Genomic DNA, 22501 nt, shown 5'->3' on the forward strand with positions numbered 1-22501 from the left:
AACGGCTCCTTTTCAGGGGCCGTTTTTTTTATGCTTAACGGATTGACCCTCACGTTACGTGAGGCTGCACACTCCCTCTCAGCAGAAGCCAAAAGGAGCAGGACATGTTGTTCAAAGTAGGTGAACTGGCAAAGCGTGCCGGGATCACGGTACGGACGCTACACCACTATGAAGCTATAGGCCTGTTGCTGCCTTCTGCCCGCACCGCCGCGGGTTATCGGCTGTATAACCGGCTGGATATCGCCCGGCTGCATCATATTCAGGCGTTGAGCCGGATGGGAATGAGCCTGGGTGAGGTGCGCGACTGTCTCGAGCGTCAGGCGCTGTCGCTCCAGGAGATCCTGGATTCGCAGATCTCCGTGCTGGATGGCCAGCTGGCTGAAATCGCCGTGCTGCGCCAGCGGCTGGTTACGCTACGTGAAACTCTGCGCAGCGGCGCAGAACCTGACCTCGAGGAATGGCTGACTACGCTGGAGTTAATGACGATGTACGATCGCTATTTTTCAAAAGAAGAGTTAGAGCGCCTGCCTTTTGCGCAGGCTGATAGCCGCCGTGACGGGGAATGGAAACAACTGGTCGACGAGGTGGCCGTGCTTCATGCCCAGGGCGTTCCACCGGCGGATGAGCGCGCCCAGCGGCTGGCGGCGCACTGGATGGAAATCCTGGAGCGTGACACGGCGGGTGAGCCGGATTTTCTGGTTCGCCTGAACAAAATGCATCAGGCTGAGCCGGACATGGCCCGCCAGACCGGGATTTCGCCGGCGCTGACCGAATACGTAACGCACGCATTCGGCCACAGCAAGCTGAACATTTACCGGCGCTACCTCAACGATGAGGAGTTTGCTTTCACCAGCCGCCACTATTTCGACCGTATGCAGGAGTGGCCGCCGCTGGTGGCCGCGGTGCGTAAGGCCAATGCGGAAGGCGTGCAGGCTGAATCAGAGCAGGCGCAGCAGCTAGCACGTCGCTGGCTGGAACTGTTTCAGTCGTTTGCCGGGCCGTCTGTGCAGACGCAGCAAAAATTCCGCACCGCAATGGCGAACGAGCCAGAGCTTGCCAAAGGCACCTGGATGACGCCGGAGGTGCTGGCCTGGCTGCAGAGGGCGATTGGCGCTATGTTCCAAGCCGCTGGACTAAGAAATCAACCAGGCTCCTGACGCGTAAAGAGAGATGGCGAGCGTGAGGATAAAGTAAAATAAACGGTCGTGAGGTGCCGCCGTACTCCGGCAGCACCTCAACCAGCGTTCCGTCGGCCACATCCTGCTCCAGAATAAACCGGTAGGTCTGAATCAGGCCCGCTCCGCTTCTGGCAAGCGCCACTATTCCCAACACATCTTCCGCGCAGGTAAAGCCGCCGCGGGTAAAAATGTCGGTATCTTTGCCGTCGACGCTGAACGTCCAGGGGACTTTTCGCCCGGTGCTCGGCAGCTCAAACTGGATGCACTCGTGGTGATTTAAGTCGCCCAGCGTTTGGGGTATTCCCGCCCGGGCTAAATAGACCGGAGAAGCCACGGTGATAAGCTCCGCGTCTTCGAGCTTGCGGGCAATAAGCGATGAGTCCTGAGGTGAGCGGCCGCGAATGGCAATGTCGTAACTTTCATCGGCAAAGTCGATGTTGCGGTTGCTGATGTGAACCTGCACCGAGACGCGGGGGTAAAGCTGCCTGAATTCCGGCAGCAGCGGCAGCACTCGATGATGTGCATACGGGGTAGGGAGGCTAATTCGCAGCACGCCAGCGGGTTCTCTCTGTGCGCCGGTGACTTCCCGCTCCGCCTCTCTGAGCTGCTGCAGCGCCTGCTGGCACTGGCGGAAATAGCGCTCCCCGCTTTCTGTCAGCCTGATCTGGCGGGTTGTACGCACGAACAGGCGCACGCCTAAGCGCTCTTCCAGGCGGGCGATAGAGCGGCTGACCGCCGCGGGCGTGATCCCCATAAAATTGGCCGCCGCGCTGAAGCTCAGCTGTTCCGCGGCCTGGCAAAACAGCTCCAGCGTGCCGATCTGCATCTCTTCGAAGTGGCGTTTCATTCCGATGTTCTCTTTCTATTTATTACATGAGGTATCTTGTCATGTTACGGATGGCTAATTTATCGGTCATTGTGTCATAAGTATAGTGAGCTCCACATTCACCCACAGGAGCAAATCATGAACTCAACCCCAACCGTTATTGTGACCGGCGCCTCAAGCGGCATCGGCCTGGCTATCGCGCAGGCTTACCTGGCTCGCGGCTACAATGTTGTCGGCAATGGCCGAACGCTGAAGCGCTTAGAAACGGCGGCGGCAAGCCTCGGTAACCCGGCGAATTTCCTGCTGGTGGCCGGAGATATTGCGCTGAAGACCACTGCAGAAGCACTGTTTAAGCAGGCTATCGCCGCTTTTGCCGTGTGGATATTCTGATCAATAACGCCGGGATCTTTATCCCGAAACCGGCGAGCGACTACAGCGAGCAGGATATCGACGCGTTGATTAACACCAACCTGAAAGGGTTTCTGTTCCCGTCCCAGCAGGCCGCCAGCCATATGAGCAAAAACAAGTCGGGGCACATTGTGAACATCACGGCGAGCGTGGCCATGCAGCCTAACGTCAAGGTGCCTGCCTTGTTGCCGGTGATGGTGAAGGGCGGTCTGAATCAGGCGACCAGGGCGCTGGCTTTAGAGCTGGCGGCGGATAATGTGCGGGTTAACGCCGTTGCGCCTGGCATTATCGAAACGCCACTGCACGCGGACTATTCAGGCTCAATAGGTTTTCTCAGCACGCTGTCGCCGAGCGGGAAGACAGGCACCGTGCAGGATGTGGTAAACGCCGTGCTGTATCTGACGGATTCACAGTTCGTCAGCGGCACGGTCATGGCCGTGGACGGCGGCAGCACCGCCGGGGTTTGGTAACAGGAGAGCCGCTATGCCATACATTAATATTCGCGTCACCCGGGAAGGGGTCAGCGCAGAGCAAAAGCTGGCGCTGATTGAGGGCGTCACCGACCTGCTGGAGCAGGTATTAAACAAAAAGCCCGCCGACACCTTTGTGGTTATCGACGAGGTTGAAACCGACAATTGGGGCGTGAACCGTGAAAGCGTGAGCGCCCGGCGGCGACGCGAAGCCGGGCAGGAGTAAGAGTGAACCTGGCCGCTAATTGGCGGCCAGTGCGGCCTGAACGTCCGGGAAGAACGCAAGGCGGCCGGGAATCGGTTTCACGCCAGCCCGCGCGAGCGTGCGCAGCGGCTGGAATTCAAGGTTCGTCACCCGTAGTTCGCAGCCTTCCGGCATTTTCTCTACAAAGCGCTGGAAGGCATCCAGACCCCCTGCGTCCAGCACCGGAACCGCATCCCATTGCAGAATAACCACCCGATGCCCCGGCACCTGCTGGGCCAGCTGAATGAACAATCCTTCGGCAGCGGCAAAGAACAGCGGCCCCGTGACGCGCAGCGCCAGCACATCCTCAGGCACATTCACATTGCTAAGCGGCGCGAGGCGGGTCATTCGAGCCACGCGTCGCATGAAAAGCAGCGACGCCAGCACAATGCCGACGCTGATGGCAATCACCATGTCAAACAGCACGGTCAGCGACATGCAGATCAGCATCACGATGATGTCGTCTTTCGGCGCCCGGCGCAGCAGGTTGACGACTTTATGCGCCTCGCTCATGTTCCACGCCACCATCAGCAGCAGGGCCGCCATCGCCGAGAGAGGCAGCCAGGAAAGCAGAGGGGCGAGCGCCAGCAGGGCCAGGATCACCAGCAGCGAGTGAATAATGGCGGCCACAGGCGAAGTTGCCCCGGCACGCACGTTGGCGGCTGAGCGAGCAATGGCCGCGGTGGCGGTAATTCCGCCGAAGAACGGGGCAATAATATTTCCCAGCCCCTGGCCGACCAGCTCGCTATTGGCGTTATGTTTGGTGCCGGTCATGCCGTCCAGCACCACCGCACAAAGCAGGGATTCGATGGCACCCAGCATGGCCATAGAGAACGCCGCAGGTAGCAGGGCGCTGAGTGAGTCCCAGCTAAGCGTAAAGTCCGAATTTGGCATCGCCCACGGGAGCGTTAGCTGAGGCAGCAGTTGGGGAATGCCGTTGCCCTGGGTGCCGTCGGCAAGCACGTAGTGGAACCGGGAGCCAATCGTCGCAACTTCACCACCAAGCAAAGTCACCATCGCCATCACGGCGCAGCCCGCCAGCAGCGCAGGCAGATGCCCCGGCAGGCGAAGCCCCAGGCGCGGCCAGAGAATCAGCACCGCCAGCGTCACGATGCCGATCGCAGCGTCGCCCATATTCAGCGTGGGCAGCGCCATCGCCAGCGCGGCCACTTTATTCAGGTAGTGTTCCGGCACGTGCTCCAGCGTAAGGCCGAAAAAGTCTTTCACCTGCATCGTCGCAATGGTGATGCCTATCCCGGAGGTAAAGCCCAACGTCACCGACAGCGGAATGTATTCGATAAGCCGCCCAAAGCGTGCCAGCCCAAACAGGATCAGGAATATCCCGGACATCAGCGTGGCAACCAGCAGGCCAGCAAGCCCGAATTGTTGCGCGACGGGGTAGAGGATCACCACGAAAGCCGCTGTCGGGCCGGAGACGCTGAAGCGCGAGCCGCCGCTAAGGGCGATGACAATCCCGGCCACGGCGGCAGTATACAAACCGTACTGCGGCGCAACGCCGCTGCCGATGGCCAGCGCCATAGCCAGAGGAATAGCGATGATCCCGACGGTCACACCGGCGATGGCGTCCCGGCTAAAGCGGGACAGGGTGTACTTTTCGCGCCAGCAGGCATCAATCAGGGCGCGGAATGGCATTACGTGAGAAGAAGATACGGTTTTCACTTGTGATTCCATCCGTGAGCGCATCATCTGTCGTTCAGGCAGGTGAAGGAGGCATTGAAAAAGAGTAGTTCAAAAACGAAAAAACCCGCCGCAGCGGGTTTTAAAAGCAACGTCTATCAGTGCTCGAACATCGCAGAGATAGATTCTTCGTTACTGATACGACGAATGGCTTCTGCCAGCATACCGGACAGGGTCAGGGTACGGACGTTTGGCAGAGCTTTGATTTCGTCAGACAGCGGGATGGTATCGCAGACAATCACTTCGTCGATCACCGAGTTGCGCAGGTTGTGAACCGCGTTACCGGAGAAGATAGGGTGAGTGGCATAGGCGAATACGCGTTTAGCGCCGCGTTCTTTCAGCGCTTCAGCTGCTTTACACAGGGTGCCGCCAGTATCAATCATGTCGTCAACCAGTACGCAATCACGGCCGGACACGTCACCGATGATATGCATAACCTGGGAAACGTTAGCGCGCGGACGGCGCTTGTCGATGATAGCCATATCGGTGTCGTTCAGCAGCTTAGCGATAGCACGGGCACGTACCACGCCGCCGATGTCCGGGGAAACCACGATTGGGTTTTCCAGGCCGATTTGCAGCATATCTTCCAGCAGAATTGGGCTACCGAAGACGTTGTCTACCGGGACGTCAAAGAAGCCCTGGATTTGTTCAGCGTGCAGGTCCACGGTGAGAACACGGTCAACCCCTACGCTTGAGAGGAAGTCAGCAACGACTTTCGCAGTGATGGGTACACGAGCGGAGCGCACACGGCGGTCCTGACGAGCGTAGCCAAAGTAAGGGATAACAGCGGTGATACGACCTGCAGAAGCGCGGCGCAGGGCATCAACCATAACAACCAACTCCATCAGGTTGTCGTTCGTTGGGGCACAGGTGGACTGGATGATGAAAATATCACCACCGCGTACATTTTCGTTGATTTGTACGCTTACTTCACCGTCGCTAAAGCGACCGACGGCGGCGTCACCAAGGGAGGTGTACAGGCGGTTGGCAATACGTTGTGCTAGTTCCGGGGTGGCGTTACCAGCAAAAAGCTTCATATCAGGCACGAGAAGAACCTCAGGCATGCGTCCAGTGGCGGATGGTTGCTACCGCATAATGTGCGGGCGGGGTAGCCCCCATCCAGGCGGTGTATTAAAGAGCACGATGCAACGTCTGAAACGAGGTGACGTTGTCACCAATGCCCAGCTTGCCCGGATATGGCCTGATGCAGCGGAGATCTATTAACGCCTCGCGCAACAAACCCATGCAGCCATTCCGGGGCTTGCTCAAGCACCTGCCGGGCGGCGTGCTCGGTGTTAAATTCAGCAAACACACAAGCGCCGGTGCCGGTCAGGCGCGACGGCGCGTATTCTAACAGCCAGGAAAGCGCGGCATCAACCTCGCGAAAACGTTTTCTTGCGATAACCTCACAATCGTTGACAAATTCACATTTTAGCAACGTCGTAATTGACCTGACCGGGGTTTCGCGCGGGAGGTCAGGATCGCCAAAAATGATCGGCGTTGGAATACTGACGCCCGGATGAGCAACCAGGTACCATTTTTCTTCAGGTTCGACCGGCGTCAGGATTTCACCGACGCCTTCAGCAAAGGCGGCGTGGCCCCTGACAAATACCGGCACGTCGGCACCAAGGCGAATGCCCAGCGCGGCCAGTTCGTCTTCGCTGCAGCCGGTTTTCCAGAGCTGGTTCAGTGCCACCAGTACGGTAGCCGCGTTGGAGGAGCCGCCGCCCAGCCCGCCGCCCATTGGAAGCTGCTTCTCAACGCCGAGATCGGCGCCTGCGCCCGCGGGCAGGGTGCCTTTTTCTGCCGCGAATTCCATCAGCATACGGGCGGCGCGCACAATCAGGTTTTCTTCATCAGGCACGCCGTCAATCGGCGTTACCAGCCGAATGACGCCGTCGGAACGCGGTTCGATGGTGAGCGTATCGCCATAATCAAGAAACTGAAACAGGGTCTGCAGGTTGTGATAACCGTCGGCACGGCGGCCGGTGATGTACAGAAACAGGTTCAGTTTTGCAGGGGCAGGCCAGCGGGAAATCATTATTTCACCGTCCAGCTGTCCATTTTCAGCTTGATACGCTGGTCGCCTTCGCGCAATTCCATGTTGGACGGCAGAGAAGGTTGGGTTTTGCTGTCGTAATCGCTGTACACCACTTTCCAGGTTTTGCCGCCCTGGGTGTAGTTTACTTCGCGCAGGCGGTACTGGTCGTCCAGCTTGTAGTCCGTGGAGTCGCCCGGCAGGCCGAGCATCCACTGGCGCAGGCTGTTCAACGGAATAGGCATCCCGGTCAGCTTGCCGATCATCTCTTCCGCATCTGTGGCGGTGTAGCGCTTGCCGTCGCGGTCGGTTAACTGAACCCGATCCGGCTGAGCATTAAGCTCAAGCTCGGTGCTGCCGAGCGGGTTGGTCAGCAGCAGGCGGTAACGGTCAGGGGCAGTTTGCTGCCAGTTAAAGCGGGCATATACCTTTTGGCTATCGGAGAGATAAGCAAAAGCGCCACGCGTCTGATATTGGGTGATTTTTTGCACTTGTTGCTGGTGTTCTAACCACTGCGGCGAGTCAGGACTTTTGCCCGGGCCGCTCGGTTGGGTGACTGAACAGGCGGCCAGCACGAGGCTGGCAAGGGGCAGAAGGCGCATCAGGCGGGCTTTTGGCATCAACATGGCGGCAGCAAATCCTTAAATTCATTTTTGTGGTCAACCGTTCATGCTAGCGGGCGGGCGGCAGGGCGTCTACGGTCATGTTGTCTTAAATCATAAATCATCCACTTACTCCACAGGGAGAAGCTCTCTTTTATTGATTCGGCTCATCCTGTATGATGCGACCAGAAATCCTTATCAACATCGGTATTACTCAGACCGCTCCATGACCCTGTTAGCGTTAGGAATTAACCACAAAACCGCGCCGGTATCGCTGCGAGAACGTGTAACGTTTTCGCCAGACACGCTCGACCAGGCGTTGGGCAGTTTGCTGGAACAGCCTATGGTTCAGGGCGGAGTGGTGCTGTCGACCTGCAACAGAACCGAGTTATATCTGAGCGTTGAGCAACAGGAAAACCTGCACGAAGGGCTGGTGCGCTGGCTGTGTGATTACCACAACCTCAACGAAGAGGAAGTGCGTAAAAGCCTTTACTGGCACCACGATAACGACGCCGTCAGCCATCTGATGCGCGTGGCCAGTGGCCTGGATTCACTGGTGCTGGGCGAACCGCAGATCCTCGGGCAGGTAAAAAAAGCCTTTGCCGACTCCCAAAAAGGCCATTCGCTTTCCAGCGAGCTGGAGCGCATGTTCCAGAAGTCCTTCTCCGTTGCCAAGCGCGTGCGCACCGAAACCGACATTGGCGCCAGCGCCGTTTCCGTCGCGTTTGCCGCCTGCACCCTGGCACGGCAAATCTTTGAATCGCTCTCCTCGGTAACGGTCCTGCTGGTCGGTGCCGGGGAGACTATCGAACTGGTTGCCCGCCATCTGCGCGAGCATAAAGTTGAGAAGATGATTATCGCCAACCGTACCCGAGAACGCGCTCAGGTGCTGGCCGATGAGGTCGGCGCGGAAGTGATTAGCCTGAGTGAAATTGACGAACGTCTGGCGGATGCCGATATCATCATCAGTTCTACCGCCAGCCCGCTGCCTATCATCGGCAAGGGGATGATGGAACGCGCGCTTAAAGCCCGTCGTAACCAGCCGATGCTGCTGGTAGACATCGCCGTACCGCGTGACGTCGAACCCGAAGTCGGTAAGCTGGCGAACGCCTACCTTTACAGCGTGGACGACCTGCAGGCCATTATTCAGAGCAACCTTGCGCAGCGCAAAGCGGCGGCGGTTGAGGCTGAAACTATCGTGGCGCAGGAATGCAGTGAATTTATGGCCTGGCTGCGCGCGCAAAGCGCCTCCGAGACCATTCGTGAATACCGTAGTCAGGCAGAGCAGGTGAGAGACGACCTGGCTGCCAAAGCGCTGGCTGCCCTACAACAGGGCGGCGACGCGGAATCCGTACTGCAGGATCTGGCCTGGAAACTGACCAATCGCCTGATTCATGCCCCAACCAAATCGCTCACGCAGGCTGCCCGTGACGGGGACGACGAACGCCTGCAAATCCTGCGTAACAGCCTCGGGCTGGATTAGCACACACAACTCTTATTACAAGGTGAACCACCGCCCATGAAGCCTTCTATTGTTGCCAAACTGGAAGCCTTGCAGGAGCGCCATGAAGAAGTTCAGGCCCTGCTAGGCGATGCCTCGACCATTGCCGATCAGGACCGTTTCCGCGCCCTGTCTCGTGAGTATGCCCAGTTAAGCGATGTATCGCGCTGTTTCCTGCAATGGCGTCAGGTACAGGAAGACATTGAGACCGCAGAAAGTATGCTCGGCGATCCGGAAATGCGCGAAATGGCGCAGGAAGAGCTGGCCGAAGCCAAAGCCAGCAGCGAAGAGCTGGAGCAGCAGCTTCAGGTTCTGCTGCTGCCAAAAGATCCCGACGATGAGCGCAATGCGTTTGTCGAAGTTCGTGCCGGCACCGGCGGGGACGAAGCTGCGCTGTTTGCCGGCGATCTGTTCCGCATGTACAGCCGCTATGCCGAAGCCCGCCGCTGGCGGATTGAAATCATCAGCGCCAACGAAGGCGAGCACGGCGGCTTCAAAGAAGTGATCGCAAAAATCAGCGGCGAGGGTGTCTATGGCCGCCTGAAATTTGAATCCGGCGGCCACCGCGTGCAGCGTGTTCCGGCCACGGAATCCCAGGGGCGTATTCATACTTCCGCGTGTACCGTGGCGGTGATGCCGGAAATTCCAGAGGCGGAACTGCCGGACATTAACCCGGCGGACCTGCGCATCGATACCTTCCGTTCCTCTGGGGCGGGCGGGCAGCACGTTAACACCACCGACTCCGCAATCCGTATTACTCACTTGCCAACCGGCATTGTGGTGGAGTGCCAGGACGAACGTTCCCAGCATAAAAACAAAGCTAAAGCGCTTTCCGTGCTGGGGGCGCGAATTCGCGCCGCCGAAGTCGCCAAACGTCAGCAGGAAGAGGCTTCCACTCGCCGTAACCTGCTCGGCTCCGGCGACCGCTCTGACCGCAACCGTACCTACAACTTCCCGCAGGGGCGCGTGACCGATCACCGCATCAACCTGACGCTTTACCGTCTGGATGAAGTGATGGAAGGGAAAATCGACGCCCTGATCGAGCCGATTGTGCAGGAGTTCCAGGCCGATCAGCTCGCGGCGCTGTCCGAGCAGGATTAATGGAGTTTCAGTCATGGCTTCGCCAGGCCGTTCAGCGCCTGGCGCAAAGCGAAAGCCCAAAGCGAGATGCGGAGATTTTATTGGGATTTGTCACCGGCAAATCCCGCACGTTTATTCTCGCTTTTGGTGAAATCTCGCTGACGCCAGCCCAGCAAGCCGAGCTTGATGGGCTTCTGGCTCGCCGGGAGCGCGGTGAACCGATTGCACACCTTGTGGGCGAACGTGAGTTCTGGTCGCTGCCGCTGCGCGTTTCTCCGGTGACGCTGATTCCTCGTCCTGATACCGAATGCCTCGTCGAACATGCGTTAACTAAGCTGCCGAAAACCCCGTGCGCAATGTTAGATCTTGGCACCGGGACGGGCGCTATCGCTCTGGCGCTGGCCAGCGAACGTCCTGACTGCGACGTCACCGCGCTGGACGTGGTGCCGGAAGCCGTGGCGCTGGCGAAAACGAACGCAGAAAACCTGGGCATAACCAACGTCAGGGTGTTGCAAAGCCACTGGTTTAACGCCCTTGATGCCCAGCGCTTTGCGCTGATTGTCAGTAATCCGCCGTATATCGACGAAGCCGATCCGCACCTCAGTGAAGGTGACGTTCGCTTTGAACCGAAAAGCGCGCTGGTAGCGGAGAATCATGGTCTGGCCGATTTAGAAACCCTGGTTAACGATTCACGCCGTTTTCTTGAACCCGGCGGCTGGCTGGTGCTGGAGCACGGCTGGACGCAGGGCGAAAGCGTGCAGCGTTTGCTACGGGATGCCGGTTTCACCGAGGTTGCAACCTACAAAGATTATGGCGATAACGATCGCCTGACGTCAGGACGCTATCTTTGACTTATTAAGGAACAGACATTTTGGCGACTTATTTTTCACTTAAATATCTGCATATTTTCACCGTCGTTATTTCAATCAGCCTGTTTGTTTTACGCTACTGGTGGCAATATCGCGGGTCTGTGATGTCCGGCAAGCGCTGGGTGCGCATCGTACCGCACGTTAATGATACGCTGTTATTGATCAGCGGTTTTGCGCTGGTTATGGTTACGCATTTCTATCCTTTTACGCCGCAGGGAACGTGGCTGACTGAAAAGCTGTTTGGCGTTATTATCTATATCGCTTTAGGTTTTATCGCGCTGGGAAAACGTCCGCGCAGCCAGCAGGTTCGTTGGTTTGCTTTTCTGCTGGGGCTGGTGGTGCTTTACATCATCATAAAACTCGCCACCACTAAAATACCGATATTGGGGTAAGTATGAAGTCGTTAGCCGATTTCGAATTTAATCAGGCACCGCTCTGCGAGGGCATGATTTTGGTCTCGCAGCTGATTCGGGATGATTTCCCGACCGCAGAAGTGAAAGCACAGCTCGGGGAACTGGTGAAGCTGGCAAAAGAAGAGATTTGCCTGGGGACACATCCCGACCTGCAGCTGGAAAAACTGCTGGAACTCTTTTACGGCGAATGGGGCTTTAAGGACTCAGGCGGCGTGTATCGCCTGTCCGACGCCCTGTGGCTGGACAACGTTTTAAAAAGTCGTCAGGGGAGCGCGGTTTCCCTTGGGGCAATTTTGCTGTGGCTTGCCGAGCAGCTTGATATTCCGCTGATGCCGGTGATTTTCCCGACGCAGCTTATTCTGCGTGCCGACTGGATGGACGGCGAAATGTGGCTTATCAATCCGTTTAACGGCGATACGCTGGATGAGCACACGCTGGAAGTGTGGATCAAGGGCAATATTAACCCGACGGCGGAGCTGTTCGACGAAGATCTTGACGAGTCCGACAACGCGGAGGTGATCCGCAAGCTGCTGGATACGCTCAAGTCCGCGCTGATGGAGGAGCGGCAGATGGAGATGGCGCTGCGCGCCAGCGAAGTACTGCTGCAGTTTAATCCGGAAGATCCGTACGAAATTCGCGACCGCGGCCTGATTTATGCGCAGCTGGACTGCGAGCACGTGGCGCTCAACGACTTGAGCTATTTTGTTGAGCAGTGCCCGGAAGATCCAATTAGCGAAATGATTAAGGCGCAAATCAATTCGATTGCGCACAAGCAGATTACCCTGCATTAAGTTCACACCTGATAAGGCGAACATATGAAACAAAAAGTGGTTAACATTGGCGATATCAACGTCGCAAACGACCTGCCGTTTGTGCTGTTTGGCGGCATGAACGTGCTGGAGTCCCGCGACCTGGCGATGCGCATCTGCGAACACTACGTGACCGTGACCCAAAAGCTGGGTATCCCGTACGTGTTCAAAGCCTCTTTTGATAAAGCTAACCGTTCATCCATTCATTCCTACCGTGGCCCGGGCCTGGAAGAGGGCATGAAGATTTTCCAGGAGCTGAAGCAGACCTTCGGCGTGAAAATCATTACCGACGTGCATGAAGCTCACCAGGCACAGCCTGTGGCTGACGTGGTTGATGTGATTCAACTGCCAGCTTTCCTGGCTCGCCAGACCGACCTGGTTGAAGCGATGGCCAAAACCGGCGCCGTCATCAACGTGAAGAAGCCGCAGTTTGTCAGCCCTGGTCAGATGGGCAACATCGTGGATAAATTCGCCGAAGGCGGCAACGACAAAATCATCCTGTGCGATCGCGGCACGCAATTCGGCTACGACAACCTGGTTGTCGACATGCTGGGCTTCAGCGTGATGAAGCAGGTCTCTAACGGCGCGCCGGTGATTTTCGATGTCACCCACGCGCTGCAATGCCGTGACCCGTTTGGTGCGGCGTCAAGCGGTCGTCGTGCGCAGGTGACTGAACTGGCTCGCGCCGGGATGGCTACTGGTCTGGCGGGTCTGTTTATTGAAGCGCACCCGGACCCGGATAACGCCCGCTGCGATGGCCCATCTGCGCTGCCGCTGGCGAAGCTGGAAGCTTTCCTGACCCAGATTAAAGCGATTGACGATCTGGTGAAGAACTTCGAGCCGCTGGACACCAGCAAATAATTGCTGCAAAAAATAAAACCCGCTTCGGCGGGTTTTTTTATGTTTGGCTCCCTCTCTTGAGGGAGACAGCGAAATGAGTCCGTAGTGGCCTGATGCTCTCTCCCCGTGGGAGGGGGAGCAAATATTAAAGACCGCCTTTACAGGCGGTCTTGCTGTTTACTTAGGCAAAGATTGTCATCAGGTAGGCGGCAAACAGCGCCAAGTGCGCGGTGCCGTTAAGCACGTTGGTGCGTCCGGTGGAGAACGAAATCTGGCACAGGACCAGCGCCGCCATCATCACCACCATCTGCGGCATGCCGAGGGCGAAAACCAGGTCGTTGCCGGTGAACCAGGCAATCAGCGTCACCGTCGGTACAGTAAGAGAAATGGTGGCGAGCACGGAACCGAAGAACAGGTTCATGGCGCGCTGTACCTGGTTACTCAGCACCGCTTTTAACGCGCCCAACCCTTCCGGAGACAGAATCAGCAAGGCGACCAGGAAGCCGGTGAACTGGGCCGGGGCATCCATCGCGTCCAGAAGATGCTCCAGCGGGTTGGCGTTCATCTTGGTCACGGCAATCACTGCAATCAGGTGGACGATAAGCCAGGCCGTGTGCCACGCGGAGCTGTGCGCGGATGGCTTGCCGTGGTGCGGGTCGTCGCTGTCGCCTTCATCTTCGTGCTCGTAAACAAACAGGCTCTGGTGCGTTTTCGTCTGAATCAGCAGGAATACGCCGTACATGGCGGCAGAGATCAGCGCTACAAGCAGGGACTGACCCAGCGAGAAATTGCCGCCCGGAAGAGCCATCGGGAACACCAGCACGATCACCGCCAGCGGGAAGAGCGCGATCAGGTACTGTTTAATACCAAACAGGTTCATGTACTGCGTGGCAAATTTGCGGCCGCCCATCAACAGGGAGAAGCCCACAAGGCCGCCGGTCACAATCATGATGATGGAATAGAGCGTGTCGCGCATCAGCGTTGGGGCTGCATCGCCGGTGGCCATCAGCGCGGAAATCAGACTAACTTCAAGAATAACGACCGACAGGCTCAGAATCAGTGAGCCGTAGGGTTCACCCAGACGGTGCGCCAGCACGTCCGCGTGGCGAACAACGCTAAAGGCACTGCCCAGAATGGCGACCAGCGCCAAAATATTGATGCCGACAACCACCGGCAGGGACTGGCTTGACCCCCACATCGCCAGTACCGCCAGTGCCAGTACCGGGAAAATGAGAGAACTCTCCTTGTGGCGGGTTTTTACCGCCTCATGTTGTGTTTTTGTCATTCAACTTCTCCATCTCTGCAGGCGATAACCTGTTTTGATCATTATAGTCAGGTTTTTGAAGTCATATAAACTAGCAAAAAACCGTTACTTTTAGTTAAAAATTTACTTATTTTTACGGCATTTATTTGAATTTAAGTCTGGTGCACCGAAATGGCGTGTATTCTTTATTTAATTTAAATAAAACATATTGATATGAATTGCATTCAGTCAAATAACCGCTGTTTTTGACGGTGTTAGTCCCGGGTATGGGCATGAAAATCACAACCTGGGCGCGAAATCAGTATGTTAGCGATAGAGTAACGGGCGAGTGCATTGTTTACAAAAAGAAGTGTTATGAAAATTAACCCTCCATTATGTGTGACTAATTTATTGGCGACAGGGTAACACACATCAGTCTGGCAAGAAAAAATGACAATTTATCTGTTTTGTGATCGCTATCATGCTTGCCAGCGCGCGGTGAATTGCTTATGGTCTTGATATATTGCTCTATTAGTAGGCAAAAGTTGTCAATAAATGCCGGGAAGGCGCAGCGTGTGCAGTCGCACGGAAGCAAGCAGTGGCGGAGGTATATCGTGTTAACGCGTGATTTCTTAATGAAAGCGGATTGTAAGACGGCTTTTGGTGCCATTGAGGAATCGTTACTGTGGTCCCCTGAGCAGCGTTCGGCGTCTCTTGCCGCCACGCTCGCTTGTCGCCCAGACCAAAGTCCGGTATGGCTCTTTGGTTACGGTTCACTGATGTGGAACCCGGCTTTTGAATTTGAAGAGTCAGCCCCCGGCATGCTGGTGGGCTGGCATCGTGCATTTTGCCTGCGGTTGACGGCGGGGCGTGGAACCGCCTGCCGCCCTGGACGTATGCTCGCGCTTAAAGAGGGCGGCAGAACGACCGGGCTGGCTTACCGGTTGCCGGAGGCTGGCCTGGAAGACGAACTGACGCTGGTCTGGAAGCGGGAGATGATTACCGGCTGCTATTTGCCAACCTGGTGCAAACTCGAGTTGGACGATGGGCGAATGGTCAACGCGCTGGTGTTCATTATGGACCCGCGTCACCCGCTTTATGAGGCGGATACCCGGGCAGAAACCATCGCGCCGCTGATCGCTTCTGCCAGCGGGCCGCTGGGCACCAATGCTCAGTATCTTTTTTCGCTCGAGCAGGAAATGAAAAAGCACGGGATGAAGGACGATTGTATGTCCGAACTGGCAAACCAGGTGCGGGCCTGGCTGAGCGGGCATGAGGATAACAGCGGGCTGCAGCCTGGTTTTGCATAGTAAGAAAAAGGCCACCGAAAGGTGGCCTCAGTGTTTTATGCCGGAACAAAACTGATGGAGTGCTCCAGCGACTGGGTATGACTGTCGATCAGCACCTTCCAGGTCCCGCTATAGGGCACGGCGATATAGGCCGACTGGCGATTTTGTACGCTTAGCACGTCGGCCTCCGCGCTACCGCGCCTGTCTGAGTCGCACATCAAATGGATATGACAGTTATTCGAACAGCGAACAACCACGGTATCGCCACCAAAAAGTTTTAGACTGGCTTTTACTACTGGCATTTTTCACTCCACTTCCGCATCAAACATGGCCTGCTGGCCCCCAAAGGTGCTGTCCTGGTTCGTGATGTTGTTCACAAATCACTCGTGGCATCACACCAGAGCCGAGAGGGGTAAATGCTGATATTGATCAAAAAATGCCGCAACGATTAAACAATAATCATATTGTGCCTGAAACCTTTCAGCTGGCGGGCGTTTCGTTGGCAAACGTCCGCCCGCGCATCATTAAATACGGAAATGCCCCGCGGTTTCCGCTAACTCTCCAGCCTGACTTTGCAATGCACCCGCCGCCGCCGCGGATTCCACTACCAGTTCAGCATTCTGCTGTACCATATTGTCCAGATGGGTCACCGCGTGATTAATCTCCTGAATCCCTTTCATCTGTTCGTCGGTTGAGAGGGTTATCTCGCGCATGATGACCAAAACGCTGCCGACGCTTTGTTCTATTTTGTCCATCGCCTCACCGGCCTGGCGCACGTAAAGCGAGCCATCTGCAACGCTTGCGGTGGTGGAGTCGATCAGGCTTTTGATCTCCTTCGCCGCCTGTGCGCTGCGGCTGGCGAGGTTGCGCACTTCGCCAGCGACCACGGCAAATCCCCGGCCTTGTTCACCGGCGCGGGCAGCCTCAACGGCGGCATTTAGCGCCAGGATGTTGGTCTGGAAAGCGATGCTGTCAATGACGCCGGTAATATCGCCAATCTTGCCGGAGGCCAGCTCAATGGCCTGCATGGTGGTAATAACCTTCGAGACCACTTCACCCCCGCGTTCAGCGGCTTCACCGGCGCTGTGGGCTTGAGCGTTGGCCTGAGCGGCAGAAGCGGTAGAATTTGCGACAGAGGCGGTGATCTGCTCTACGGCGCTGGCTGTTTCTCGCAGGCTGGAGGCGGCCCGCTCGGTGCGGGCAGAAAGCTCCTGGTTGCCTGCAGCAATTTCGTTGGCGGCGACTTTCACCGAGGCGCTTGAATCCCTGAGCTGGGTCATGACTACGCCCAACTTGTCGCTGAAGGCGTTAAAGGCGTGGGCGATTTCCGTCACTTCATCGTGACCCGTTTCCGGCAACCGCTGAGATAGATCATTTGTGCCGTTGCTGATGGCGCGCATCCCGTCGCGAATTGTCCCGAGGCGGCTCATCACCTTACCGATCAGCAGATGCACAATTGCACCAGAAATCAGCACCAACACCAGCAGGGCGATGGCGGAAGCCTTCAGCAAAGCGCGCATCCCGGAGGTGGCATCATGCTCGTCGAGGGCCACGACCAGATACCAATGCGTGCCGCTAATCGGCGTAGCCATCAGCTGTTTACTTTGCCCGCTGATTATGCCGACGGCGCGATGTGTATCGCCGAGTAGCTGAGGTAAATCAGCCTGTTGAACGGCATCAGAAAAGGCTTTCAGCGTCAGGGTCGGATCCTGAGCGGCAATCAATGTCCCATCGCTGTTGATTAGCAGCCCGCTGCTGGCGGGCGTTGGGTGAATGCTGCGCACGTTCGCCACCACGCTGTCCATCGCCACATCCCCCGCGACGACGGCTTTAAGGCTGCCATTTTGCTTAATGGGCACGGCAAAAGTCACGACCAGCTTACCGGTACCGGCATCCACGTAAGGAGCGGTGACGACGGGAGCGTCGTCTTTCACCACCTGTTGATACCACGGGCGCCCGGTGGGGTCGAAGTCGGCCGGTACCCCCGTTGGGTCAGAAAATTTTGCGGTTTTATTCGCATAACCGACGTAGATATTGGTGAAGCCGCCGGCTTTGGCCAGTTGAGTGAAGACCGGGATGGGATCTTCGCTCAGCGCGGTGTTTTCCAGGGAGCTAACGATCGCCATTTTACCGCTGACCCAGTCGCCGATAGCGACGGAATGGCTCAGGCTGGTGCTGGTTAGTGTGTCGGTGATGGCACGTTGGTTATCGCGGCTGGTGACGGCGTAATTAATGAAGGTGTTGAGACATAGAGCTGAGACCAGGCAAATTGCCGTGACTAAAAGAAGACGTGTACGAAGAGATTTAACCATAATTATTATCCTGCTGCTGTGTTGTCCTAAGCAAAATATCGGCAACAAATGCAGGTAACTTGATGGCGCGGGAGAGGGTATAAGCAAATAATATTCCCGCGCTGAAATAATTAGAAAGTGAGGATTTTGTCCGACGCTAACGTCCATTCGGCAAGTTCAACGAGCGTGCCGATGGCAACGCCTTCAATGAGCGGCAGGCTGGTGATCCCGCGCCCGTCGGTACAGGTTTTACAGAGCTTCACCGGCACACCTTGCGCGGTGAGAATCTCGAGCATCTGCTGAATGTTGTATCCCTCGGCGGGCTTCTGACCGCGCAGGCCAGCGGTCACCGCATCGGACATCAGGAACAGTTTTACTTCTGGCTGCGGCTCCTGGTCGCGCAGGGCGATGGCCAGCCGCAAACTGTTAAAAAGCGATTCGCTGCCGTACGCCGCCCCGTTGGCAATAATGACTATCTTCTGCATGAGTTTCTCCTTGATGATAACGTTGAGCGTGAGAAGCAGTGTATCGCCCTGAGTTATCGCTGGGTATGATTTGTGCCCGGAAAAGCAGGATTAATCCTGGAGTCGTGCATGCATGTCTCCCCGGTGGGTTAAGAGCAAAACCAGTGTGTTATCCTTAATCAATGCGTAGATTTGCCGTTCCGCTTTTAACCTTGTGTTGTTTGCTCCCTCGTCCGGGAGGGGCAATGAGTACCTCAAACAACGTTGTTCCCGCGGCCCAAAACCCTTTCTCTTCTCCCGCTGATGACCTGCCGAACATGGGCCTCGCGCCTGAAACCGATGCTGCCGCGCGCAGGATTGCCGCAATGGCGAAGAAGTTTGGCGAAGACAGCATGGTGGACAACGGGCTGGATACCGGCGAGCAGGCGCGACTGTTCGCTTTTACCAGCCTGAGAGATTTACTGGCCGACAAAGTGACCGATGAAACCCAGGCTTTGCTTTCGCCCTGGGGCAAAGCCAGCGTCAATTTGCGGGTGGATGAACACGGGAGCTGGAAGGGCAGCAATGGTTCGCTTTTCACGCCCTGGCAGGACAACAGCCGCTATCTGACCTGGAGCCAGCTCGGCTTTAGCCAGCAAAAATACGGCACCACCGGTAACCTCGGGCTGGGGCAGCGCTGGGTCGCCGGAAGCTGGCTACTGGGCTACAACTCGTTCTACGATAATCAGCTGACTACGCAGCTACAGCGGGCGGGATTTGGCGCCGAAGCCTGGGGCGAATACCTGCGGCTTTCGGCCAATTATTACCAGCCGCTGAACGGCTGGCGCGGGCAAACCGACACGCTTGAGCAGCGCCTGGCCCGGGGCTATGACGTCACGGCGCAGGCCTGGCTGCCGTTTTATCGGCATATTGCGACCAGTCTTAGCTTCGAACAATACTTTGGTGACAACGTCACGCTCTTCGACAGCGATAGCGGATACCGAAACCCAGTCGCGGTGACGATGGGCATTAACTATACGCCCGTGCCGCTGATCACGCTCACGGCCCAGCACAAGCAGGGTGAAAGCGGCGTCGCGCAGGAAAATCTGGGGCTCAAGCTGAATTATCGTTTCGGGGTGCCGCTGCAGAAGCAGCTCTCGGCGGACGAAGTGGCCGCGACCAGCTCCCTGCGCGGCAGCCGCTACGATAGCGTTGAGCGCGAGTCCGCCCCGGTGATGCAGTTCCGTCAGCGTAAAACGTTGTCAGTATTCCTGGCCACGCCGCCGTGGCAGCTGCAGCCGGGAGAAACGGTTTTGCTTAAGCTGCAGGTGAAAGCGACGCATGGCATCCGGCGGCTGGTATGGCAGGGAGATACCCAGGTGCTCAGCCTGACGCCGCCGGCACGGCCGCTCAGCACCGACGGCTGGAGCATTATTTTGCCTGCGTGGCAGGCAGGTGCCGCAAATGAATATCACCTGTCGGTCACCGTGGAAGACGAAAAGGGGCAGCGCGTCTCGTCGAATGAGATTGTGCTCCAGCCTGCCGCACCGCTGCTGATTGCCCCCGAAAGTGACCCGCGTTACTCCTTGCTGCCGGAGGAGTAACCGGCGCTAAAAAATACGATCCTGGTGAACCCAAACGGCCGCTTCCACTCGGGACTTGAGCTTCATTTTCTTCAGCAGATGTTTGACGTGCACTTTCACCGTACTTTCGGTGATGTCCAGGCGACGGGCGATCATCTTGTTCGGCAGCCCCTGGGCTATCAGCTTCAGGATATCGCGTTCCCGCGGAGTAAGCTGATTGACGTCACGGTCTGAGGTTGCACGGTTGGCCCGCAGGCTGGCCGCCAACACCGGGGTCAGCGCTTCGCTAAGTACCATTTCTCCCGCTGCGGCCTGCTGCAGGGCTTTGAGCAAATCTTCCGGCTCCATGTCTTTCAGCAAATAGCCATCCGCACCGCGCTTAAGGGCGGTGACCACATCTTCTTCATGGTTCGAAACGGTAAACACCACAATGCGTCCTGACAGTGCTTTTTCACGCAGGCAGTCGAGCGTTTCCAGCCCGTTCATGCCCGGCATGTTCAGGTCGAGCAGGATCAGGTCTGGATCGAGCGCTTCGGCAAGCTGCACGCCCTGTTCGCCGCTGCCGGCCTCTCCGACGACGGCCAGCTCTGGCGCCATGCTGATCAGCTGCTTAACGCCGGTACGCATCATGGGATGATCGTCTATCAGCAAAATGGTTGCTGCTTCCTGATGACTCATTCTTCGCTCCTTATTACGGAAGAAAGCGGTGCTTCGGGGATAAAATTGACGACCACTTCGGTGCCGCCACAGGGACGGGGGCGAACCTGGCAGTCACCCTGCAAGGTTTGGGCGCGGTCGCGCATGATAATAAGGCCGTAATGGTTGCTGCGCTCGCCGCTGCCGGAAATACCGCGCCCGTTGTCCCACACCGCAAGGCGTACCTGATTTCCGTGGCGGGTAACGCTGATACCGCAGGCGCTGGCTTCCGCGTGTTTCAGGCTGTTGTTCAGTGCCTCACGCGCAATCTGCACCAAATGAATGGCCTGATGAGAAGGCACTAAGCGCGGCGGGAGCTGGTAGTCCAGCCCCACCGGGAAGCCAAGTTTGTCGCTGAACTCCTGGCAACTGGCCTCAAGCGCCGGGCGCAAACCAGGCTCGGTGAGCTTAAGGCGGAAGGTGGTCAGCAATTCTCTCAGCTGCCGCCAGGAGGTGTTCAACTCGCCGCGTATTTGCTCCAGCAGCGTCCGACTCTCCTCCGGCAGCGTTTTGCCCTGCATTTGCAGGCAGCTGACCTGCATCTTCATACAGGAAAGCGACTGGGCGATGGAGTCATGCAATTCCCTGGCAATGGCAGATCGCTCCTCCATCACCACTAACTGCTGCTGGTGTTCATACTGACGCTCCATGGCGAGCGTGGCTGTGAGCTGCTCCATTAGCGTGGCAATAAGCTGCAGCTGGTCTTCGGTCAGCGTTTTGCCCAACGGAAGCTGGGCCAGCACCAGACCGTAATGAAGATGGTTATCGGTGAGGCGCCATTTCAGCGTCGTGGTGTCCTGCGGTAGCGCTGCCCCGGCATCCGGGCACAGCTGGCAGCCCCGGGCATCGCAGTGCGCGTCCGGCTGGAACGTGTATTCCTGATAATTCTCTTCATCTTCGTACTCGTACACCCGGAGCACGATGCCCAGCAGCGGCGTTAAAACCTGAAGTTCGCTCAGTACGGGGGAAATACGCTGGCACAGCGGAGCCTGCGCGTGCAGGCGGCGGTTAGCCTCGTAGAGGAAGGTGAGCATCTGGTTTTTTTGCTCAAGCCCGGCTGTTTTCTCCCGGACCCGCCGCTCGAGCACGGCGTAGCTTTGCGCCAGTTCGCTGGACATGCTGTTTAGCGCGCTCCCAAGCGTGGCCATTTCGTCGCGGCCGCGAAAATTCACCCGTTGGGTGAAGTCTCGCTGACCAATGGCGGTGGCCATCGCCAGTAGCTGACGCCACGGGCGGAGTAATCTTTTGCGTAACCAAATCAGGGTAAAGACGATCAACAGCCCGAGTAACACCGCCATACCCTGCTGCAGCAAAATCACGTGATGCAGACGCATCTCGGTGGTGCGGTCGAAGGAGCTGACCAGTTCATCAATGCTGGCGACAAAATGGGCGACGGCGGGTTTCACCTGCTGCGGCGTTTGGGCGGCAATCAGCGCGGGTTCAAGCGTGCTGCGCCAGTAATCTTGTAGCTGTTGAAGCCTGGACTGCTGCCCGTCGCGCTCGGCGGCAAGGCGGAGATCGTCGCTCCATGTGGTTTGCTCCATTTCTCGCAGCAGCATCTTGTCCTGCTCCGTCAGCGGAATGGCTGCCAGCAGGCGGTAGCTCTGCATGCGCATGGAGCCCGTTTTGTTGATCGCGTGGGCATTGCCCGAAATCCCCTGGGCCAGCCAGCCGGCCATCGCCATTCCCACCACGCTTAACATCGCCAGCAGCATGACAACCAGCGCGAGCTGATTGACCAGCGAAAGGGGAGAAAACAGGCGTTTTAGCATTGGCAAACGGGCTCCTGAGTGGGAAAGGTGACGAGTGGCGCTATTTTCAGTCAACAGCTGGAGTATACCCATACCTCCAAAGGATTACCCCCAAATTGCCAGAGGTGGCAGGGCAATGGGAGCGGTCAGCAGCAAGTCCCGCAGGGGTGTGATAAATCACGTTATTTTTTTGCCAGAAGATTACTCACAAAGAATGAGGGGGCTTTTT

At 57.1% G+C, this 22501-nt stretch carries 21 protein-coding genes and 1 pseudogene; 11 read left to right on the forward strand and 11 right to left on the reverse strand.

What is annotated here, in order from left to right; genetic code table 11:
* The first annotated feature begins 104 nt into the window (after nucleotides 1-104).
* Nucleotides 105-1157: a MerR family transcriptional regulator gene (locus WFN87_RS06560; RefSeq protein ID WP_336982341.1), complete on the forward strand. Its 1053-nt coding sequence runs from the start codon at nucleotides 105-107 to the stop codon at nucleotides 1155-1157.
* Here WFN87_RS06560 and WFN87_RS06565 read toward each other — a convergent pair.
* On the reverse strand, nucleotides 1114-2025 hold the full coding sequence (locus tag WFN87_RS06565; RefSeq protein ID WP_166991977.1) for a LysR substrate-binding domain-containing protein: 912 nt from the start codon (nucleotides 2023-2025) through the stop codon (nucleotides 1114-1116). The genes WFN87_RS06560 and WFN87_RS06565 overlap by 44 nt on opposite strands.
* A gap of 117 nt (nucleotides 2026-2142) precedes the next feature.
* Between WFN87_RS06565 and WFN87_RS06570 the strand changes: the two are divergent.
* Nucleotides 2143-2882: pseudogene (locus tag WFN87_RS06570) on the forward strand (SDR family NAD(P)-dependent oxidoreductase).
* Nucleotides 2818-3108 (forward strand): tautomerase family protein, encoded by a 291-nt coding sequence (locus WFN87_RS06575; RefSeq protein ID WP_442892757.1) that lies wholly within the window; start codon nucleotides 2818-2820, stop codon nucleotides 3106-3108. The pseudogene WFN87_RS06570 and the gene WFN87_RS06575 overlap by 65 nt, the downstream one beginning before the upstream one ends.
* Before the next feature lie 15 nt (nucleotides 3109-3123).
* Here the strand turns inward: WFN87_RS06575 and dauA are convergent, their stop codons facing one another.
* From dauA to lolB, 4 genes are all read right to left on the reverse strand, one after another.
* Nucleotides 3124-4806 (reverse strand): C4-dicarboxylic acid transporter DauA, encoded by a 1683-nt coding sequence (gene dauA / locus WFN87_RS06580; protein ID WP_336982337.1) that lies wholly within the window; start codon nucleotides 4804-4806, stop codon nucleotides 3124-3126.
* Nucleotides 4807-4922: 116 nt separating this feature from the next.
* Nucleotides 4923-5870: a ribose-phosphate diphosphokinase gene (gene prs / locus WFN87_RS06585; protein WP_008454180.1), complete on the reverse strand. Its 948-nt coding sequence runs from the start codon at nucleotides 5868-5870 to the stop codon at nucleotides 4923-4925.
* Between the two features lie 125 nt (nucleotides 5871-5995).
* Entirely contained in the window at nucleotides 5996-6862 is an 867-nt protein-coding gene (gene ispE, locus WFN87_RS06590; protein ID WP_336708272.1) for a 4-(cytidine 5'-diphospho)-2-C-methyl-D-erythritol kinase, read from the reverse strand.
* A gap of 2 nt (nucleotides 6863-6864) precedes the next feature.
* Nucleotides 6865-7488, reverse strand: coding sequence for a lipoprotein insertase outer membrane protein LolB (lolB, locus tag WFN87_RS06595; protein WP_008454183.1), 624 nt, complete (start codon nucleotides 7486-7488; stop codon nucleotides 6865-6867).
* A gap of 202 nt (nucleotides 7489-7690) precedes the next feature.
* On the opposite strand from lolB, the gene hemA reads away from it, so the two are divergent.
* The 6 genes from hemA to kdsA are packed head-to-tail and all read left to right on the forward strand — an operon-like array spanning nucleotide 7691 to nucleotide 12997.
* Complete coding sequence (gene hemA / locus WFN87_RS06600; protein WP_008454185.1) at nucleotides 7691-8947, forward strand: glutamyl-tRNA reductase; 1257 nt, start codon at nucleotides 7691-7693, stop codon at nucleotides 8945-8947.
* 36 nt (nucleotides 8948-8983) lie between these two features.
* Nucleotides 8984-10066: a peptide chain release factor 1 gene (gene prfA / locus WFN87_RS06605; protein WP_008454187.1), complete on the forward strand. Its 1083-nt coding sequence runs from the start codon at nucleotides 8984-8986 to the stop codon at nucleotides 10064-10066.
* Complete coding sequence (gene prmC / locus WFN87_RS06610; RefSeq protein ID WP_336982336.1) at nucleotides 10066-10896, forward strand: peptide chain release factor N(5)-glutamine methyltransferase; 831 nt, start codon at nucleotides 10066-10068, stop codon at nucleotides 10894-10896. Before prfA ends, prmC begins: the two co-directional genes overlap by 1 nt.
* Nucleotides 10897-10916: 20 nt before the next feature.
* A complete protein-coding gene (locus WFN87_RS06615; RefSeq protein ID WP_008454190.1) occupies nucleotides 10917-11306 on the forward strand; it encodes a SirB2 family protein in 390 nt (129 codons plus the stop codon).
* 2 nt (nucleotides 11307-11308) lie between these two features.
* Nucleotides 11309-12118 (forward strand): invasion regulator SirB1, encoded by an 810-nt coding sequence (gene sirB1 / locus WFN87_RS06620; protein WP_008454192.1) that lies wholly within the window; start codon nucleotides 11309-11311, stop codon nucleotides 12116-12118.
* 24 nt (nucleotides 12119-12142) lie between these two features.
* Nucleotides 12143-12997 carry a 3-deoxy-8-phosphooctulonate synthase gene (kdsA, locus tag WFN87_RS06625; protein ID WP_008454194.1) on the forward strand — a complete coding sequence of 285 codons (855 nt, stop codon included), beginning with the start codon at nucleotides 12143-12145 and terminating at the stop codon, nucleotides 12995-12997.
* Nucleotides 12998-13157: 160 nt separating this feature from the next.
* Here kdsA and chaA read toward each other — a convergent pair whose 3' ends face one another.
* The gene (gene chaA, locus WFN87_RS06630) at nucleotides 13158-14261 is read right to left on the reverse strand and encodes a sodium-potassium/proton antiporter ChaA (protein ID WP_166873271.1); all 1104 of its coding nucleotides are present in this window, start codon (nucleotides 14259-14261) and stop codon (nucleotides 13158-13160) included.
* 572 nt (nucleotides 14262-14833) lie between these two features.
* Here chaA and WFN87_RS06635 point away from each other — a divergent pair.
* Nucleotides 14834-15529 (forward strand): gamma-glutamylcyclotransferase, encoded by a 696-nt coding sequence (locus WFN87_RS06635; protein ID WP_336982335.1) that lies wholly within the window; start codon nucleotides 14834-14836, stop codon nucleotides 15527-15529.
* Nucleotides 15530-15564: 35 nt separating this feature from the next.
* Here the strand turns inward: WFN87_RS06635 and WFN87_RS06640 are convergent, their stop codons facing one another.
* From WFN87_RS06640 to WFN87_RS06650, 3 genes are all read right to left on the reverse strand, one after another.
* Entirely contained in the window at nucleotides 15565-15810 is a 246-nt protein-coding gene (locus WFN87_RS06640) for a DUF1883 domain-containing protein (RefSeq protein ID WP_008454200.1), read from the reverse strand.
* 222 nt (nucleotides 15811-16032) lie between these two features.
* Entirely contained in the window at nucleotides 16033-17820 is a 1788-nt protein-coding gene (locus WFN87_RS06645; RefSeq protein ID WP_336982334.1) for a methyl-accepting chemotaxis protein, read from the reverse strand.
* A 110-nt stretch (nucleotides 17821-17930) separates the two neighbouring features.
* Nucleotides 17931-18284 carry a DsrE/DsrF/TusD sulfur relay family protein gene (locus tag WFN87_RS06650; protein ID WP_008454206.1) on the reverse strand — a complete coding sequence of 118 codons (354 nt, stop codon included), beginning with the start codon at nucleotides 18282-18284 and terminating at the stop codon, nucleotides 17931-17933.
* A gap of 161 nt (nucleotides 18285-18445) precedes the next feature.
* Here WFN87_RS06650 and WFN87_RS06655 point away from each other — a divergent pair, with 161 nt between their 5' ends.
* Nucleotides 18446-19846, forward strand: a complete 1401-nt coding sequence (locus WFN87_RS06655; RefSeq protein WP_336818166.1) for a YchO/YchP family invasin — start codon at nucleotides 18446-18448, stop codon at nucleotides 19844-19846.
* Between the two features lie 6 nt (nucleotides 19847-19852).
* Here the strand turns inward: WFN87_RS06655 and narL are convergent, their stop codons facing one another.
* Entirely contained in the window at nucleotides 19853-20503 is a 651-nt protein-coding gene (narL, locus tag WFN87_RS06660; protein ID WP_008454210.1) for a two-component system response regulator NarL, read from the reverse strand.
* Complete coding sequence (gene narX / locus WFN87_RS06665; protein ID WP_336982333.1) at nucleotides 20500-22293, reverse strand: nitrate/nitrite two-component system sensor histidine kinase NarX; 1794 nt, start codon at nucleotides 22291-22293, stop codon at nucleotides 20500-20502. Before narX ends, narL begins: the two co-directional genes overlap by 4 nt.
* Nucleotides 22294-22501 lie beyond the last annotated feature (208 nt).

Origin of the sequence: Cedecea sp. AS113 (assembly GCF_037152415.1) — a bacterium.
Classification (GTDB): domain Bacteria; phylum Pseudomonadota; class Gammaproteobacteria; order Enterobacterales; family Enterobacteriaceae; genus Cedecea.

Bases quoted from the DNA above. Each gene is read 5' to 3' on its own strand.
- hemA (WP_008454185.1), top strand. From the start codon at position 7,691: ATGACCCTGTTAGCGTTAGGAATTAACCACAAAACCGCGCCGGTATCG.
- narX (WP_336982333.1), bottom strand. From the start codon at position 22,293: ATGCTAAAACGCCTGTTTTCTCCCCTTTCGCTGGTCAATCAGCTCGCG.
- kdsA (WP_008454194.1), top strand. From the start codon at position 12,143: ATGAAACAAAAAGTGGTTAACATTGGCGATATCAACGTCGCAAACGAC.
- lolB (WP_008454183.1), bottom strand. From the start codon at position 7,488: ATGTTGATGCCAAAAGCCCGCCTGATGCGCCTTCTGCCCCTTGCCAGC.
- WFN87_RS06560 (WP_336982341.1), top strand. From the start codon at position 105: ATGTTGTTCAAAGTAGGTGAACTGGCAAAGCGTGCCGGGATCACGGTA.
- chaA (WP_166873271.1), bottom strand. From the start codon at position 14,261: ATGACAAAAACACAACATGAGGCGGTAAAAACCCGCCACAAGGAGAGT.
- prmC (WP_336982336.1), top strand. From the start codon at position 10,066: ATGGAGTTTCAGTCATGGCTTCGCCAGGCCGTTCAGCGCCTGGCGCAA.
- WFN87_RS06640 (WP_008454200.1), bottom strand. From the start codon at position 15,810: ATGCCAGTAGTAAAAGCCAGTCTAAAACTTTTTGGTGGCGATACCGTG.
- WFN87_RS06655 (WP_336818166.1), top strand. From the start codon at position 18,446: ATGCGTAGATTTGCCGTTCCGCTTTTAACCTTGTGTTGTTTGCTCCCT.
- sirB1 (WP_008454192.1), top strand. From the start codon at position 11,309: ATGAAGTCGTTAGCCGATTTCGAATTTAATCAGGCACCGCTCTGCGAG.
- WFN87_RS06565 (WP_166991977.1), bottom strand. From the start codon at position 2,025: ATGAAACGCCACTTCGAAGAGATGCAGATCGGCACGCTGGAGCTGTTT.
- narL (WP_008454210.1), bottom strand. From the start codon at position 20,503: ATGAGTCATCAGGAAGCAGCAACCATTTTGCTGATAGACGATCATCCC.
- prfA (WP_008454187.1), top strand. From the start codon at position 8,984: ATGAAGCCTTCTATTGTTGCCAAACTGGAAGCCTTGCAGGAGCGCCAT.
- WFN87_RS06645 (WP_336982334.1), bottom strand. From the start codon at position 17,820: ATGGTTAAATCTCTTCGTACACGTCTTCTTTTAGTCACGGCAATTTGC.
- WFN87_RS06650 (WP_008454206.1), bottom strand. From the start codon at position 18,284: ATGCAGAAGATAGTCATTATTGCCAACGGGGCGGCGTACGGCAGCGAA.